General features: G+C 71.2%; 12 protein-coding genes and 1 pseudogene. 2 read left to right on the top strand and 11 right to left on the bottom strand.

The window, feature by feature from the left end:
* The first annotated feature begins 27 nt into the window (after window positions 1–27).
* Window positions 28–1,590, top strand: coding sequence for a DUF6461 domain-containing protein (locus BMW88_RS33550; protein ID WP_089958846.1), 1,563 nt, complete (start codon window positions 28–30; stop codon window positions 1,588–1,590).
* On the opposite strand, the gene BMW88_RS33545 is transcribed toward BMW88_RS33550, so the two are convergent.
* Both BMW88_RS33545 and BMW88_RS33540 read right to left on the bottom strand, forming a co-directional pair.
* A complete protein-coding gene (locus BMW88_RS33545) occupies window positions 1,584–2,672 on the bottom strand; it encodes an FAD-dependent monooxygenase (protein ID WP_089958844.1) in 1,089 nt (362 codons plus the stop codon). The two genes, BMW88_RS33550 and BMW88_RS33545, sit on opposite strands and share 7 nt — an antisense overlap.
* 73 nt (window positions 2,673–2,745) lie before the next feature.
* Window positions 2,746–3,561, bottom strand: a complete 816-nt coding sequence (locus tag BMW88_RS33540; protein WP_089958843.1) for an SAM-dependent methyltransferase — start codon at window positions 3,559–3,561, stop codon at window positions 2,746–2,748.
* A gap of 288 nt (window positions 3,562–3,849) precedes the next feature.
* Here BMW88_RS33540 and BMW88_RS33535 point away from each other — a divergent pair, with 288 nt between their 5' ends.
* Complete coding sequence (locus tag BMW88_RS33535) at window positions 3,850–4,872, top strand: alpha/beta fold hydrolase (RefSeq protein ID WP_089958840.1); 1,023 nt, start codon at window positions 3,850–3,852, stop codon at window positions 4,870–4,872.
* Here the strand turns inward: BMW88_RS33535 and BMW88_RS33530 are convergent.
* The 9 genes and pseudogenes from BMW88_RS33530 to BMW88_RS33495 form a co-directional block, all read right to left on the bottom strand.
* A complete protein-coding gene (locus BMW88_RS33530) occupies window positions 4,850–6,988 on the bottom strand; it encodes a terpene synthase family protein (RefSeq protein WP_089958839.1) in 2,139 nt (712 codons plus the stop codon). The two genes, BMW88_RS33535 and BMW88_RS33530, sit on opposite strands and share 23 nt — an antisense overlap.
* Window positions 6,989–7,131: 143 nt before the next feature.
* Window positions 7,132–7,746, bottom strand: coding sequence for a Uma2 family endonuclease (locus tag BMW88_RS33525; RefSeq protein WP_342715296.1), 615 nt, complete (start codon window positions 7,744–7,746; stop codon window positions 7,132–7,134).
* Between the two features lie 455 nt (window positions 7,747–8,201).
* Window positions 8,202–11,129 carry an AfsR/SARP family transcriptional regulator gene (locus BMW88_RS33520; RefSeq protein ID WP_177221543.1) on the bottom strand — a complete coding sequence of 976 codons (2,928 nt, stop codon included), beginning with the start codon at window positions 11,127–11,129 and terminating at the stop codon, window positions 8,202–8,204.
* Window positions 11,126–11,713: a nitroreductase family protein gene (locus tag BMW88_RS33515; protein ID WP_089958833.1), complete on the bottom strand. Its 588-nt coding sequence runs from the start codon at window positions 11,711–11,713 to the stop codon at window positions 11,126–11,128. Before BMW88_RS33515 ends, BMW88_RS33520 begins: the two co-directional genes overlap by 4 nt.
* A gap of 52 nt (window positions 11,714–11,765) precedes the next feature.
* Window positions 11,766–12,296: a DUF742 domain-containing protein gene (locus BMW88_RS33510; RefSeq protein WP_089958830.1), complete on the bottom strand. Its 531-nt coding sequence runs from the start codon at window positions 12,294–12,296 to the stop codon at window positions 11,766–11,768.
* A complete protein-coding gene (locus tag BMW88_RS33505; RefSeq protein ID WP_089958827.1) occupies window positions 12,293–12,691 on the bottom strand; it encodes a roadblock/LC7 domain-containing protein in 399 nt (132 codons plus the stop codon). The genes BMW88_RS33510 and BMW88_RS33505 overlap by 4 nt, the downstream gene beginning before the upstream one ends.
* Window positions 12,688–14,757 (bottom strand): sensor histidine kinase, encoded by a 2,070-nt coding sequence (locus BMW88_RS33500; protein WP_089958825.1) that lies wholly within the window; start codon window positions 14,755–14,757, stop codon window positions 12,688–12,690. The genes BMW88_RS33505 and BMW88_RS33500 overlap by 4 nt, the downstream gene beginning before the upstream one ends.
* Complete coding sequence (locus BMW88_RS44160) at window positions 14,757–14,882, bottom strand: MFS transporter small subunit (protein ID WP_281249485.1); 126 nt, start codon at window positions 14,880–14,882, stop codon at window positions 14,757–14,759. The genes BMW88_RS33500 and BMW88_RS44160 overlap by 1 nt, the downstream gene beginning before the upstream one ends.
* Window positions 14,883–15,016: 134 nt before the next feature.
* Window positions 15,017–16,336: pseudogene (locus BMW88_RS33495) on the bottom strand (OFA family MFS transporter); the annotation flags it as partial.
* Window positions 16,337–16,451: the final 115 nt, after the last annotated feature.

The raw sequence follows: 16,451 nt of genomic DNA, 5'->3' as shown, positions 1-16,451 counted from the left end.
CCGCGCCCGGCCGGGCAGAATGGCGCGATGGGGGAATTCACGAAGATGATCAGGGACGCCGCGCCGTCGATCGAGGCGCTCGTCCCCGCGGAACCGGCGGCGGTGCTGGGCAGGCACGTCGCGCGCAGGAGGCAGGACGACTTCCGGAGCGGGCCGGTCGCGCAGCAGGCGCTGCGCGAGCTGCCGGGTCTGACCGCGGAACGGTTGCTCGGCGCACTGGAACTCGGTGTGGCGCGTCTCGACCTGACCGCGCCGGACGAGCTCGTCGCGCCACTGCCGCGGACGGGTCAGAGCGGTTTCTTCTCCTACCTCGAAGCCAGCGGCCAAAGCGCGATGACGACGCCGATGACCCTCGTGGAAGCGACGCACCGAGGTGTCTCCGACCTGGTCCTCGGCCACGTGCGCGCGTTGCTCCCCGACCTCCCCGACCTCACTGCCGTCACGGGCGACGAGGCCGCCATCGCCGCCCGGCGCGGCGCGGCACACCTCGCCGTCGCGGTCGCGGTGAGCAGGGCCGTCCTGAACGCCGTCGGCACGCCGGTGGCGAAGGACGTGGCCGCGGTCATCGGGATCGCGCTCGGCGTGACGGCGGAGGTCCTGCCGGAGGTCCCGATGCCACCCGCGTACGAGCGGGCGTTGCTGGAGAAGCGGCGCGCGGAGTACCGCGGCGGCTCCTGGCACACGCACGTGCCCGTGTTCGACCACGAGTTCCTGCTGGTGGAGGAGCTCAGCCTGACCAGGCCCGACTTCACCGCGACCGGCCTGGCCGCCCCGGTCGGCACCGGGTTCGCGGTGCGCACGGGGATCGCCTCGGGGCAGGTCCCGGTGGCGGTGAACGTCCTGCTGGAGGCACCACGGGAACTGCGGCCGGAGATGTGGGACGAGGTCGTCGAGATCAGCTACACGGCGGTGAACGGCGACGCGAGGCTCGGCCACGGCGCCACCGCGCCCTGGCCCGGCGAGTTCCGGGCGCGGGTCTGCGCGAGCGGCCGGGACGAGGACGACGAACGCTACGAGCTCACGATCTGGCCGGCCCCCGCCGCGGAGGCGTCGGTGCTCAAGAAGACCGACCGCGTCGGCCACCTGCTGCGCGGCGAGCCCGCGCCGCCGGTGGTCGTGCGGCCGGAGGCACCGCACCGCCGGCTCGCCGCCGAGCTCGGGGTGGCGGCGACCGTCACGGTCGTCACGAACGCCGCCGTGGACGACGTGGTGGACGAGTTCGACGAGGACGCCATCGCCCTGGAGGCCGACGGCGGCGTGCTCGTCGTGGAGCTGAACGACTACCGGGGATCCCAGCCGGAGGTCCTGGAACGCCTGTCGCGCGGCGGGAGGGCGGCCAGCCACTTCTGGAACGTCAACCGGCTGACGCGCCTGTCGTTCGCCCGCGACGGTCACCTGGTCGACGCTCGGGAGGTCCTGGACGAGCCGTGGCACGACGTCGACCCCGAGGTCGGAGCAGCGCTGGAAGGGCTGAGCTTCACCGACTGGCGGCACCTCGACGCCAAGGGGATCACGGCGGTGGTGCGGTTCACCGGCGCCGTGATCGACCAGGACGAGGTCCTCGACGCGGTCGGGGAGCTGCGTCAGTAGGCGGGGAGCGGCAGGGAGCTCACGACGTTCGCGAACTCCTCGGTCGGCTGCCCGCCGTTCTCCTGGTTCCGCAGCGCCAGGTCCTGGTTGGCCGTCACGTACGGCCGCAGGACCTCCTCGTAGCGCGCGAAAGCGGTGCCTGGGTTCGCCGCCAGCTCACCGGCCAGCACGTACGCGCCGACCAGCGCCACGCTGGTGCCCTGGCCGGACAACGGCGAACCGCAGTAGCCCGCGTCGCCCAGCAGCACCACGTTGCCGCGCGACCAGCCGTCCATCCGGATCTGGCTCATCGAGTCGAAGTGGAAGTCCGGCGCCTCCCACATGTGCTCGAGCGCGGTCGGCCACACCCACCCGGCGTCGGCGAACTTCTCGGCGACCAGCCGCCTTTGGGCGTCGACGTCGCGGTGGCCGACCGCGACCTCGCCGGTGAAACCCAGGTAGACGCGGCATTCCGAGTTCGCGCGGGCGCTCATGACACCGCCGCCGACGAGCCCGCCCTGCTGGAAGGTCTGCCAGTGGTCCAGCCCCAGGAAGTTCGGCGCGGTGAAGACGGCGAGGTTCGTGCCGAGGTGGTGCAGGAACCGCGACTCCGGCCCGAAGACGAGCTCGCGGACGTTCGAGTGCAGGCCGTCCGCGCCGACGATGACGTCGAAGTCGCGCGGCGCCGCCTTCCCGAACGTGACACGGGTGCCGTCGATCGACGTGATCGTGTCGTCGAACAGGTGCTCCACGCCGTCGGTGGCGTCGAAGAGCAGCCGGGCGAGGTCGTCGCGCAACAGCTCGACGTCGGGACTGGCGAGGTCACCGCCGCTGAGGGTGTGCGTGGTGGAGCTGAACAGCTCGTTGCCGTCGGCGTCGACCACGGTCATGCCGCGCATGTTCGTGCTGAGCGACCGCAGCCGGTCGCCGAGCCCCATGCGCTCGACGACCTCCAGCGCGGGACCGCGCACGTCGACGGCTTGGCCGCCGGGCCGCAGACCGCGCGCCCACTCCACCACGGTCACGGCGAAGCCGTTGCGGCGCAACCAGTGCGCGAGTGCGAGGCCGCCGATGCCGGCACCGGAGATCAGGACGTTCTTCATGAGGTCGTTCCCCCTTGTGAGTCGGTGACCACAAGGTGCTCGCCGGTGCTGACCGTCCGCTGACCACGCGCCGTCAGGGTTTGACGGCGACCCCCGCGAACGGGACCTCGTTGATCTCCGGGTTCGCCGCGAAGTCGCCCGCGTCGTCCGGCCGCCACGACGGGCAGCCGACCAGGCCGGGCTCCACCAGGTCGAACCCGTCGAAGAACGCCAGCACCTCGTCGCGGGTGCGCGGGAAGGCCTGGTTCCCGGCGCTGCTGTCGTTGTAGGCCCGCACCGCCTCGGCCATGCCGGCGGGCTTCGCCTCGGCCGACGTGTGCGACACCGCGAGGTAGCTGCCGGGAGCGAGCCTGTCCCGGTACCCGGCGACGATCGCCGCCGGGTCCCACCCGTCCGGGACGAAGTGCAGCACCAGCAGCATGAACAGCCCGACGGGCCGGTCGAGGTCGAGGAGGCCGCCGGCCGGGCCGGCGAAGATCGCGTCGAGGTCGCGCAGGTCCGCCTGCACCACGGCGGTGTCGCGGTTGCCCGCCAGCAGCAGCTCCCTGTGCGCGACCGCCACCGCGTCCCGGTCGACGTAGACGACCCGGCAGCCGGGCGCCTCCGCCTGCACGACCTCGTGCAGGTTGCCGACCGTGGGGATGCCGGAGCCGATGTCGAGGAACTGCCGCACGCCGCGCTCCACCATGAACAGCGCGGCCCTGCGCAGGAACGACCTGTTGAGCCGCGCCGCGTCCCGCACCCCGGGCATGATCCGCAGGATCCGCTCGCCCAGCGCGCGGTTGGAGGCGAAGTTGTGACCGCCACCGAGCCAGTAGTCGTACACCCGCGCCGGTGAGGGCACCGACGTGTCGACACCGGGTGGCACCCCATCGACGCCGCTGCTCACGCACCGAGAGTACTTGTGATCACCGCAACAGCCGAACGGATCGACATCCGATCGAGTGTTCCTGCTCGCCCCACCGGCGTGGCGCCCCTAAGTTGTCCGGGGTCAGGAGAGGGTGGTGCGAGTGTCGGCCGTCGCGATGCCCGGTCGCCGGTCGAGCTCTCGTCCTCGTCGTCCGCCGGTGACGACGCGGCCGGAGTCTTCCTCGGTCCCCCACCGGCACACCTGCTGGCGGCCACCCGCTCACCGCACGGGGCGCGAAGACCGCGCCACGAGTAGGAAGCCACCAGCGTGAAACTGCTCCCCGTCCTCGTCGCGGTGCTGGCGTTCTCGGCCACGGCGCCCGCCGCGCACGCCTCCGGCGCCGACTGCGCGATCACCGCGGTCCCGGTGTCCGGGCCGACCGGCCCGGCGACCGTCTCGGGCCAGCTCTGCACACCGGTGGGCGCGAACCCGGGGTCGATCCAGCTGCTGGTGCACGGCGGCACGTACAACCGCGCGTACTGGGACCTGCCCGGCGTGCCGGAGTCCTATTCCTACCAGCGGAACATGGCGCGCGAGGGCCGGGCGACGTTCGCCGTGGACCGGCTCGGCGCCGGAGCGTCGACCCGCCCGCCCAGCCTGCCGCTGCTGATCTCCGCGGAGGCGCGGTCGCTGCACGAGGTGGTGCAGCACCTGCGCGCCGGACGGATCGGCGGCACGGCGTACGAGAAGGTCGTCACCGTCGGGCACTCCGTCGGGTCGGGCATCGTGGCGGCGGAGGCCGCGACCTACCGCGACGTGGACGGCGTGGTCCTGTCCGGCATCACGCACCTGCCCGCCGTCCCGGTGCTCGCTCTCGGTGCCGCACTGGGACTCCAGCCGGTGTTCCTCGACGACGCGCTGGCGAGGCTCGGCAGCGACCCGCTCTACTTCACGACGCGGCCGGGCGCGCGGGCCGGGTTGTTCTACTCCCCGGACGGCGCCGAGCAGGCCGTGGTGGCCGCGGACGAGGCGGCCAAGGACCAGGTTTCCGTGCCGGGCATGGGAACCGTGGCCGTGTTCGGCATCGTGCTGCCGACGACGCGCGGCATCGACGTGCCGGTGTTCCAGGCCGTCGGCACGGACGACGTCCTGTTCTGCGGCCTGCTCGCGGTGCGCGACTGCTCGAACGCCTCGAGCCTGCGCTCCCAGGAGGCCCCGTACTACGGGCCGGAGGCGCAACTGGAGACCTACGTCCTGCCCGGTGCGGGGCATTCCCTCGCCCTGCACCGGAACGCGGAGGACTACCGGGACGCGACCCGCGCGTGGCTCAGCGCGAAGCTCGGGATGTGAGCCGCAGCGCCGACGTGCCGATCCCCGACGGGCCCGGGCTGAACGCCGGTAGTTCCCGGTAGCGGCTGGTTTCCACGTGCCAGTGGGCGATCCCGGCGATCCAGTCCTCCAGCTCCGCGGCGTAGCGGGTGAGCCCCGCCCGCGCCCCGGCGTCCAGGGAGAGGTCGTCGAAGAGCTTCGGCAGGTCGGTCGCCACCGCCCTGGTGAACTGGCCGAGGCGGGCGTCCATCAACGCGAGGGTGATCTCGAAAGCGCGGGCCTGCGGGACGCCGAGGAAGTTCTCGACCACCCGGACCACGTTGTGCACTTCGCCCTCGTGCTGGATCTCCTTCTTGTAGGAGACCACGTCGTTGAGCATCGTGCAGTAGTCCATGGCCGACCTCTCCATGACCTGCACGACCCTTGTTCCCCACAGCTCCGGCGGCACCGTCGCGGAGTGCGAGAAGCGCGACAGGGACATCGTGAGCTCGGAACCGAACGTGCTGCGCCGCATCTCGATGTAGTCGACCGGGTCCGGGATCCGGTTGAAGTGCATGTTGACCACCTCCCAGACCCACGCGTCGAGCATCGCGTCGACGGTTTCCCGGAAGGTGGCGCGGAAAGCAGGCGTCATGGGCGCCGCCGTCCGCTGCCACAGGTCGGCCAGCGCGCGCTCGGTGGCGTTGACCGGCACGACGGTCCGCACCAGGTCCAGCGGCATGCAGGCCTTGAGCCGGGCCGTCTGCGCCTTCACCCCGGCGAGGTTGCGGGTGTGGCCGTACCAGAGCGGGTAGACGTCGTCGGCGTACGTGCCCCACGCGAGCCAGCAGCCGGACAGGAACAGCTCCTGCGGCGTCGCGTCCGGGTCGATGCCGGCCGAGCAGAGCGGGAGGTCGAACCCGCGCACCTTCCGCTCGTCCCAGACGCCCTCGGCGGTGAGGCCCTGCTCGACGCTCCACGCGACGACCTCGTCCCTGGCCCGGTCCAGGTGCGGGCTCAGGGTCAGCCGGAACGGCGTGGCGAAGTCCGGCAGCGCGTACGGCTCGACGACCTTCGGCGTGCCGGAGAACTGCCTGAGCCGTTGCGGCATGGTCCTCGCGGGGGAACCGAGGACGTTCGCCGCGGACATGCCGAGCGGGGCGCCCTTGTTCATGTAGCGCGACGACCGCAGGTGCCACTCGTGCCCGCCCGCCTGCCAGTCCTGCAGGCCCTTGACGTAGCCCAGCACGGCCGCGCGGCCCGTGGGGTCGACGGTGTGCTCGTCGAGCAGGACCGGAACCTCGGTGAGGGCCGTGTGCTCGAACTGGTGCAGCCGGGACGTCAGCAGGTCGTTGACCGTCTCGGCGGCCTCCTGGGTGCCGATGCCCAGGAACTCCTCGAACACGAGGACGCTGTTGGACAACTCGCCCTCGTCGAGCACCTCGCGCTCGTAGGAGAACAGGTCGTTGCGCAGGTGCACGGCGTCGCTGAAGGTGTCGCGCAGCACGCCGATCGGCCTGCTGAGCGCGATCGAGGCCGGCACCTCGAGGCCCACGGCGTGCTCGACCAGGTTCGCCGACCAGGGCGCGCCACCGACCTTGCGGCGCATCTCGACGTACTCGATCGGATTGGCGAGCCTCTTCGCACTGATGTTGTGCAGCTCCCACATCGACTCGTCGAGCAGGTGCCGGGTGTTGGCGGCGAACCGCTGCCGCCAGTCGTGCGAGTGCGCGGGCACCGTGCGGCGCCAGAGGTCGGCGAGACCCTTCTCGACCGGGTTCGCCGGCTTCGCCGTGATGACGCCGTCGACCGGCATGAACAGCGGCAACCGGTCGAGGTAGGCCTGCGCGCCCCTGATGTCCGGGTCGCGCTTGTACAGCTCGACGAAGTGGTCGTCGAAGTAGAAGACCCACACGTACCAGTCGGTGACCAGGTCGAGCGTCGCGCCGTCGCAGTCGGGATGGGTGTACGCGCAGAGCAGCGCGTAGTCGTGCGACTCGAGGTCGTCCCCGGTCCAGATCACCGTGCCGTGCTGCGGCACGTCGACCATGTCCATCTCGCGCGCCCAGGCGCGGGTGTGGACGCGGGCGCGGTCGAGGTCCGGGTTCAGCCGGGCCGGGTGGGGCGTGTAGAACTCCGGCAGCTGGAACGGCTGCATGGGTGTGGGACCTCCGCGCGGTGGACGTGACTCGGTGCACGCAACCAGCCCGCCGCACGGGGGCGCCAGACGGCGGCACCCGATCTACACCGGGGTGCAGCGGTGTCGCCCGATCGGATCAGTCCGCCTTGGCCGGCGAGCACTCAGCGCACCAGCGACTGCGCGCTGAGCTTCACCGGAAACGGGAATTGCAGTTCGATGATCTCGTCGGCGTCGGACCGCGCCTGCTCCGCGTACGCCCCGTTCTCGAGGTGCAGGCAGCGCAGCCAGGGTCCGTCGTAGTCGATCATCCAGTAGTTCTCGCAGCCGACTTCCTGGAACTTCGCCCGTTTGAGCTCCAGGTCCACGTGCCGCGTCCGCGGCGACAGGACCTCGACCGCCAGCACCGGCGGCCCCATGTGCGCCTGCCTCGTGAACTGCTCGCGCCGGCCCACCACCAGATCGGGGATGAAGACCGTGTCGTCGGCGAGCACCACGTCGACCGGAGCGGGGAGGACCTCGAGCTCCGGCGGGCAGGCAGCCGTCAGCGCCACCAGGAGCCGGGCGACGACGCGCTGGTGGACGGGACGGGGCGAGGGGCTCACGACCAGCACCCCGTCGACGAGTTCGAAACGGTGCCCGTCATCAGGCATCGCCTCCAGGTCCGCCCACGTCAGTGGCCTGCCGCGGGGAAATGTCGGGACACCACCCATGGTGCGTTCCACCCCCTGGTCGAGGCCACCGCCCGCCGGGCGGGCCCCGGCGATGCCATTAGACAAGACTGGTCCGCCTCGCACGACTCGCAAGCCCCTTTTGGCCGCCACCGCACCACTGCGCGCACACGCCCCGGTCACCACCGTCCCGCTGGGTGAGCGACGGCTGGTCCTGCCGTGGAAGGCGTCACCCGGACAGCGCAGCATTGTCGCGATAATCGAACGAGCGGCTAATTTTCGATCAATTTTCGGGTGTTTTCCGGTAACGACACCCGCCCCGCCAATTGCTCGCGAATGCGACCCTAACGGAATCTTGCGAACCCGCCAAGCACTCGCTTGGAGCAATACCCGCGCAAGATACGGACCGGCTTTCCCGTGAATCGTGTGATCGCGGTGGGGACGACGTGTGGGTGGTCCTCGGGACCCTCGGTGGCACCACCACCGAGGGGAGCAGGAGATGCGCAGGACCGGGGACAGGATCGCGCAGTGGGTGGCCTTCGCCGTGCTGGCGGCGGGGGTGGTCACGCTCGTGGTGCTGGGGCTGTCGCTCTAGCGAGGTTGCGCTCCGCCACGGCCACGGCCCTGGGCTGGTTCAGGCGCTCGGCGACGCGCACCGCCTCCTCGCCGCACCGCACGGCGGTCTCGCGGTCGCCCAGCGCCAGGTGCAGCCGGCAGAGCTGGCCCAGCACGCGGTCGCCCATCCAGTCGCGCCTGGCGCGCTTGATCGCCCGCAGGCACCACTCGGCGTACCGCACGGCCTCGGTGAGCCGCCCCTCCAGCTCCGCGCGGATGGCCAGCGTCGACGACAGCTCCAGTTCCCCGACGTGGTCCTCGACCGCCTCCATCGCCCTGAGCACCTCGTCGTCGTCCTCGAGCCCCATGCCGGTCCGGCACAGCTCCACCGCCACGCACGCGAGCTCCAGCGCCTTGTCCGGCCTGCCGGCCTCGAGGGCCGCGTAGGTGAAGTCCGCTCGCGCGAGCGCCTCACCGCGCCAGTCGCCGCGCTCCCGGAAGACCGGCAGCGACCGCTCCAGGTGGTCGGCGCACTCGTCGTCGTTGAACAGGAAGAAGTGCACGAATCCGAGGTCCTGCAACGCGAGTGCGATCCGCGCGATGTCGTCGTGCTCCTCGCCGAGTGCGAGCGCCGAGGTGAGATGTGCCAACGCTTCGTCGTTCTGCCCTCGCAGCACGTGCGTGAGACCGAGGTGGTGCAGCGCGTACGCCTCCTGGGTCGGCGCTCCCACGCTCCGGACCAGCTCGACGGCTCGTTCGAAGTACCGCTGCGCCTCGTCCAGGCGGCCGCCTTCCCGCGCGATGATGCCGAACAGCGAGAGGACGGACGCTTCTCCCCGCACGTCGCCGATCTGCCGCATCAGGTCGAGTGCTTCCCGCAGGTGCCCGACCGGCTCGGCGTCCCGCCGGGACAGGTACGCCGAACCCAGTCCCCGCAACGCTTCCGCGCGGGCCTTCAGGTCACCGAGCTGGTGCGTGGCGGCGAGCGCGACGTTCTGCAGCTCGATGCGTTCGCGGCCGAAGCCGCGCAGCAGGTGGAACGCCGCCAGGCGGTGCGGTAGCTGCCAGGCGTGCGCGTAGTGGCCGCGGTAGGCCGCCAGGTACACGGCGGCCCTGAGGTTGGCGCGTTCGGCGTCGAACCACGCCATCGCCTGCCGGACGTTCGCGAGCGGTGGCGGGTCGGGCGGCGGGTACCGCACGGCCGAGGTGAGCGGCGGCCCGCCCGGCGCCATCCGCGACTCCGCGGTGCTCGCGGTGTGCAGGTAGAAGTCGAGGATGCGCAGCACGGCCTCCTCCGCCTCCTCCGGCTCGACGCTCGCTTTCGCGTGCTCGGCCAGGAGGTCGTGGCACCGGTAGCGGCCGTTCTCCTTCTGCTGCACCAGGTGCACGTCGAGCAGCTCGTCCAGGAGCCGTTCCGCCTCCGCCCGCGTGGAGCCGATCACCGCCGCCGCGAGGTGGGCGTCCCAGTCCTCGCCGGTGTGCGGGCCGAGCCGGCGGAACAGGCGTTGCTGGCCGGGCGTGAGCTGCCGGTAGGACAACGCGAACGCGCCCGCCACGCTGCGTTCTCCCGCGGTCAGCTCCGTCAGCCGCTGCTCGGTGAGGCGGCGGGCCACCTCCCGCGCGGACCAGGCCGGGCGGGTGCGCCAGCGGGCGCCGACGATGCGGACGGCCAGCGGCAGGTAGCCGCAGAGCCGCACCACCTCGCGCGCGGACTCGCGGTCCCGGTCCACCTTCGCGGGACCGGCGGTGCTCGCGAGCAGTTCCAGCGCGTCCGCTTCGGACAGCACGTCGAGCGAGATCGTGTGCGCGGCGTCGAGGTCGACGAGCCGGCGCCTGCTGGTGACCAGCACCAGTCCCGTTCCGGGCAGCAGCGGCCGGACCTGGGCGGCGCTGCCCGCGTTGTCGAGCACCACGAGCGCCCTGCGGTGGGCCATCTCCGCCCGCCACCTCGCCGCGCGGGCGTCCAGGCCGTCCGGGACGTCCTGCGCGGGCACGCCGAGCGCGGTCAGCAACGCGAGCAGCGCGTCCGCGGGGGTGCGCGGTTCGACGCCCGCGGTGTGCGAGTGCAGGTCCACGAACAGTTGCGCGTCCGGGAAGCGGGCCGCGAGCCGGTGCGCGGCGCGGACGGCGAGGGTGGTCTTGCCGATGCCCGCCATGCCGTCGATCGCGGTGATCGCGACGCAGCCGGACGGCACGGCGGCGAGGACCTCGTCCAGGTCACCGGCCCGGCCCGCGAAGTCGGGGATGTCACCGGGGAGGTCGTTGCGCGCCCGCGGGCGGTTGTCGGCCGTCAGCACCTGCCGGTGCGCCTGCTGGAGGTCCTTGCCGGGATCGATGCCCAGCTCCTCGGCGAGCCGGCCGCGGATGTCGTCGTAGGCCCGCAGCGCCTCCGCCTGCCGGCCGCAGCGGTGCAGCGCCACGACGAGCTGCGCCCACATCCGTTCCCGGACCGGGTGCTGCCGGGTGAGCGAGCGCAGCTCCGCGACGAGCTGCTCGTGCCGGCCGGCGCGGAGGTCGTTCTCGATCCGCGCTTCCAGGGTTGTGAGGTACTTCTCGGTCAACGCCGGCACGTGGTCGCGTTCGAGCGCGTCGCTGCCGATGTCCGCGAACGGGCGGCCGCGCCAGAGGGCCAGCGCCTCGCGCGGTTCCAGCCGGCCGAACCGGTGCACGTCGACCTCGTCGGGCCGCACGTCGAGCAGGTAGCCGCCCGGCTCCGTCCGCACCAGCCCCGGCAGGACGTCGCGCAACCGCCCGACCGTGGTCTGCAGGGCGTTGCGCGACCCGCCGGCCAGCTCCACCAGCTCGTCGACGCCGACGACCTGGCCCGGCCGCAGCAGCAGGGCGGCGAGCACCACCCTCCGCTTGCCCGGCGGGATGTGGACGCGGCGCCCGTCGAGCACCACGTCCAACGGCCCGAGCAGGCCGAACGACCTCACCTCCACTGACCCCAGTGCACCACCTCGTCGAACGGCAAGCGCTTGCGCGTGCGCGGTGAGGCGCCCTCGGAGATGCCCTCCTCCGCGGGGTGCCCGATCGCGATCATGCCGATCGGCACGTACATGTCCGGCACGCCGAACGCCGCGCGCAGCTCGGGCCACCTGTCCTTGTCCGTGCCGAAGAACACCGCGCCGAGGCCCTCGTCCACCGCCGTCTGCAGGATCAGCAACGCCGCCATGCCGGTGTCGATGTCCCAGTACGGCACGGGCCAGTGGTCCTCGCTGCGATCCGTCCAGCCCTTGTCGGCCTGCGCGTACCGGTCGAGGTAGACCTCCTTGGCGGAGAACGGGATGACCACGACCGGCGCGGTCTTGGCGTCCTCCCCGCCCCACCACTCGAACATCTCGGTGAGCCGCCGGAGCGACTCGCCCTGCAGCACGAGGAAACCCTGCCCCTGCGAGAACCCGGCGGACGGGCCCCGCACGGCGTTGCGCATGATCCGCTGGATGCTCTCGTCGCTGACCGGCTCGCCGGTGAACTTGCGCACCATGCGCCTGCGGCGGACGACGTCCTGGAACTCCACGTGCACCTCCCCGGATGTGATCTCGACCGTAGCAGCGTCCGGGGATGCGCACTCAGAGTCGGCGAAGTCCCGCCAGCACCCGCTCCAGCAACGCCTCGTCCGGCCGGTCCGCGCCGTAGGACGACGCGGTCCGGTGCACGTCGATCAGCCCGTGCGCCGCCATGTCACCGAGGAGCACCTTGGTGACGCCCAGCGGCAGCCCGCGCAGGGCGGCGACCTCCGCCACCGAGCGCGGCGAGTGGCACAGCGCCAGCACGTCCCGGTGCTCCGGACGCACGGCGGTGGCCGAGCGCTCGTTCACCGACACCAGGGTCTCGATCTCCAGGTGCACCTCGGAGGTGGTGCGGCCACCGGTCCACGCGTAGGCGCGGACGATCGACGACGACGTCTCGATCGACGTCTCGACGGACGGCAGCGGCGGCACCGGTTCGAAGGACAGCGTGGCGTACGGGTCCGGCTCCGGCAGCGGCTCCGCGACGCGCTGGGGCTTCTTCTTGCCGCGCTTGCGGATCCGTTCGCTGTCGAAGCTGAAACCGCTGATCAGATCGCCGAAGTTGACCTGGTCGTCCGACTCCCGGCTCATGCCAGCTCTGCCCGCAGCTCGGGTGTGAGCAGCTGGCCCACCTGCCGCACGACCACCGTCATCTCGTAGGCCACCTGCGCGACGTCGCACGCGGACGACGCCAGCACCGCGAGGACCGAGCCGTCGCTGATCGACGACAGCAGCATCACACCGCGGTCCATCTGCACCACGGTGCGCACGACCGCCTCGCCGGCGAAGCACTGCGACGCCGACTCCGCGAGCGAGACGACGCCCGCCACGATGGCCGCGAACTGCGGGGCGACGTGGCCGGGCAACTTCGACGACGAGACCAGCACCAACCCGTCTGCCGAGATCACCACGGCGTGCTCGATACCGGGTGTGCGTTCGGCGAAGTTGGTGACCAGCCAGCCGAACTGGTCCACCTGCGTGCTCATCGACTCTCCTGGTGGTCGGGAAGGCCTCGCTGCACACCGCGCTGGAAGGCGTCGAGGAAACCCCGAGCCGACTCCGGCGTCAGACGTGCGCTGGGAGGCGCTGGTGCGGTGGCGGGCGCCGGCTGCTGGAACCACGACGTCGGCCGCTGCTCGATCGCCTCCCCCCGGAAAGACTCCCAGGACTCCTCCCGTCGTGGGGCCAGTTCCGCCGGAACCAACACGATCGCGCGAGTCCCCTTGCCCTGCTGGGAATCAAGCCTTACGACGATCTGGTGACGCGCGGCGAGCCTGCCGACGACGAAGAGGCCCATCTCGCGGAACACCTGGACGTCCGCGCCCTCGCCGGCGGCCGCGAGGCGCTCGTTCACGACGGTCAGCGCCTCGGGGTCGATGCCGATGCCGTGGTCGACCACGTCGATCTGCACGATGTCGCCCGCCTCGATCGTCGCGCTGATCGAGACCTGGCTGTGCGGCGGCGAGAACGCCGTCGCGTTGTCCAGCAGCTCGGCCAGCAGGCGGACGAGGTCGCTCGCCACGTACCCGACGACCTCGGCGTTCGGTGCCGTGTGCACCATCACCCGCTGGTACTGCTCGATCTCCGCCGCCGCCGCGCGCAGCACGTCGGTGAGCGGGATCGGCTTGTGGAAGCGGCGCGCCACCTCTCCGCCGGAGAGCACCATCAGGTTCTCGTTGTTGCGGCGCATGCGGGTGGCGAGGTGGTCGAGCTTGAAGAGGTTCGCGAGCTGGTCGGGGTCCTCCTCGTACTTCTCGAGGTCCTCCATCAGCTTGAGCTGGCGCTCGACGAGGCTCTGGCTGCGCCGCGAGAGGTTCACGAAGATGTTGCGCATGTTCGCGCGCATGGCGGCCTGCTCGATGACCGACTTCACGGCCTGCTGGTGCACCGCGTCGAACGCGCGCGCCACCTGGCCGAACTCCTCGGTCGTGTCGACCGGCACCGGCTCGACCTCCCGGCTGCCGCGGCCGGTCGCGACCATCTCGGGCAGCTTCTCCCACGCCACGTCGAGCGCGGAGCGGCGCAGGGCGTTCAGGGACCGCAGCAGGTAGCGGCCGACGACGAACCCGATGGTGGCGGCCAGGATGAGGCTGGCGAAGAGGATCACCGACGCGGTGCCCGCCTGGTCGCTGGTCTCGTCGCGCAGGCGGTTCGCGGTGTCGAGCAGGTCCTCCTGCAGACCGCGCACCACGGCGTCCATCGACGTCGCGACCGCGCCGGAGGCGTCGCTCCACTCGGCCGTCGTGATCGGCAGCGGCCTGGGCCTGGTCGCTCCCGGGGCGTCCGAGGCCGGGTGCAGCATCGCGGCGGCCAGCATCTTGCGGTGCGCCTCGATGTCCGGGCCGTTGAACTTCGTCTTCCAGTACGAGTCGAGCTGGCCGGGGGTCGCGAGGGCGGCGAACTGGTTCGCGATGTAGCCGAGCTTGACGTTCGACTCGACCAGGGCGCGCACCTCGGCCGTCGTGAGCTGGCCGCGGGCGAGCCCCGCCAGGACCACGGCCTGCTGGTACAGGACCTCCTCCTGCACGTGCAGCGCGTGGTGCATGCCCATCGCCGTGCGGGCGAGCACGGCGTCGCCGAACTCGCTGGCGAGCACCTCGTCCACGTCGAGCATCGAGTCGGCGAGCGCGGTGTACCCGGCGAGCACGCCCGGCACGTCGCCGGGCCGCTCGCGCAACGAGGGCAGACCGCCGATCTGGGTGCCTACCTCGTCCACGCGGGCCTTCATGACGTCGCTGAACGAGGTCTTGCCCATCTGTCCGCGCAGCTCGTCACGTGCCTCGTCGGTGAGACGCGCCCGTTCGGCGAGGGCCTTGGCGCCGCCGCCCTCGGCGACGATCCGCCGTTCCTCCTGCACCCCCTCGATGACGGGGATCAGCGCGGCGCGGACCTTGACCAGCCGCTGGAACTCCGCGTACGACTCGGCACGGTCCACGTACGACTGGATCTGCAGAACGCCGGCACCCACCGCGATGGTGACCGGAACGATCAGCATCGCGGCGAGCTTGACCGGCAGGCGCCAGTTGCGCCAGTTGACGAGCGCGTTGAACATCAGACGAAGAGCTTGGCCGCGTTCAGGAACAGCCGGTACAGGCCGTAGGCGAGCGGGATGCCGACCCACAGCCACGCGCCGACCAGCAACAAGCGGTACGAACTTCCTTCTTGGGGCGAGCTCACTTCCGCACCACGCCTTCCGACTCCTCGTTCGCGGCCGAGTCCTGCCTGCCTGCGGCCTCCGCCGCCTCGGCCTCGTTCCACCTGGCGACCGTCGCCTCGTCGTCCGGCTCGGGTTCGGTGACCTCGTCAGCGGCCTTCGGCTCGTGGAACTTCGGGTTGACCGGGCGGATCAACTCGTTCGCGACGAAACCGACGACCAGCAACGAGATCATGATGTAGAACGACGTGGCGTACAAGTCCGGGCCGACGTGCCCGGCCTTCTTGCCCGCGTCCGCGATGGCGTTGACGATCAGCGGCCCGAGCACGCCCGCCACCGACCACGCGGTCAGCAGGCGGCCGTGGATCGCGCCGACCTGGTAGGTGCCGAACAGGTCGCGCAGGTAGGCGGGAACGGTCGCGAAGCCGGCGCCGTAGAACGACAGGATGACCATCGCCGCGATCACGAACAGCGGGGTGCTGGTCGCGCCGAAGGTCAGCAGCACCAGGTAGAGCAGCGCGCCTACGCCGAGGTAGAGCCGGTAGATGTTCTTGCGGCCCACCAGGTCCGAAGTGGACGACCAGATGAAGCGGCCGGCCATGTTCGCCGCGGAGAGCAGCGCCACGAAACCGGTGGCTGCCGTCGCGGCGACCGGCGTCGAGGACTCCTTGAAGAAGTCGACGAGCATCGGCGCGGCCTTCTCGAGGATGCCGATGCCCGCGGTGACGTTGAAGCACAGCACGACCCAGAGCAGCCAGAACTGCGGCGTCTTGATCGCGTTGTTGGCGGAGACGTTGAACGCGACGGAGGCGCGCGGCCGGTCCTTGGCCAGCGCGGCCTTCTGCGCCTCGAACTCCTTGGAGGGCAGGCGGATCAGCAGCACGCCCAGGCTCATGAAGACCGCGTAGGCGATGCCGTGGACCAGGAACGCCTTGCCGATGCCCGAGGTGGAGGTGCTGCCGAACGCGTTGAGCATCGAGGTCGACCACGGGGAGGCGATCAGCGCGCCACCGCCGAAGCCCATGATCGCGATGCCGGTCGCCATGCCCGGCCGGTCGGGGAACCACTTGATCAGCGTGGACACCGGCGAGATGTAGCCGATGCCGAGACCGATGCCGCCGACCAGGCCGTACCCGAGGACGACGACCCAGTACTGACCGGCCCAGACGCCGAGCGCCGAGATCAGCAGACCGGAGCAGAAGCAGACGAGCGACATGAGCATCGCCCACCGCGGGCCCCTGCGCTCCACGGTCGTGCCGAGCACCGCGGCCGAGAGGCCGAGCATCACGATGCCGAGCTGGAAGGGCAGCGCCGACTGCGTTCCCGTGATGCCCAGTGATTTCTCCAGCGGCGTCTTGAAGACGCTCCAGGCGTAGGCCTGGCCAATGGAGAGATGAATCGCCAGCGCCGCGGGCGGAACGAGCCAGCGGTTCCATCCGGGAGGCGCGACCTGACGCTCGCGCGCTAAGAACCCCACTTTATCCCCAACCGTCACCAAAAACGCGGACCGGCCGATCCTAGGCCAGGCGTACACGTGCGACAACGGTCTGGACCTGCGTTCACCGTTGCACACGACGCAACTCACAGCCGAT

This window comes from Lentzea xinjiangensis, assembly GCF_900110955.1.
In the GTDB taxonomy this organism is placed as follows: Bacteria; Actinomycetota; Actinomycetes; order Mycobacteriales; family Pseudonocardiaceae; genus Lentzea; species Lentzea xinjiangensis.
Note: the sequence above shows the minus strand (reverse complement) of the source record. Positions and strands in the feature narration are given on the sequence as shown.

What these genes read in the sequence shown, in the direction of transcription:
- BMW88_RS33550 (WP_089958846.1), top strand. Translation starts at nt 28, where the DNA reads ATGGGGGAATTCACGAAGATGATCAGGGACGCCGCGCCGTCGATCGAG.
- BMW88_RS33545 (WP_089958844.1), bottom strand. Translation starts at nt 2,672, where the DNA reads ATGAAGAACGTCCTGATCTCCGGTGCCGGCATCGGCGGCCTCGCACTC.
- BMW88_RS33530 (WP_089958839.1), bottom strand. Translation starts at nt 6,988, where the DNA reads ATGCAGCCGTTCCAGCTGCCGGAGTTCTACACGCCCCACCCGGCCCGG.
- BMW88_RS33510 (WP_089958830.1), bottom strand. Translation starts at nt 12,296, where the DNA reads ATGAGCCGGGAGTCGGACGACCAGGTCAACTTCGGCGATCTGATCAGC.
- BMW88_RS33505 (WP_089958827.1), bottom strand. Translation starts at nt 12,691, where the DNA reads ATGAGCACGCAGGTGGACCAGTTCGGCTGGCTGGTCACCAACTTCGCC.
- BMW88_RS33500 (WP_089958825.1), bottom strand. Translation starts at nt 14,757, where the DNA reads ATGTTCAACGCGCTCGTCAACTGGCGCAACTGGCGCCTGCCGGTCAAG.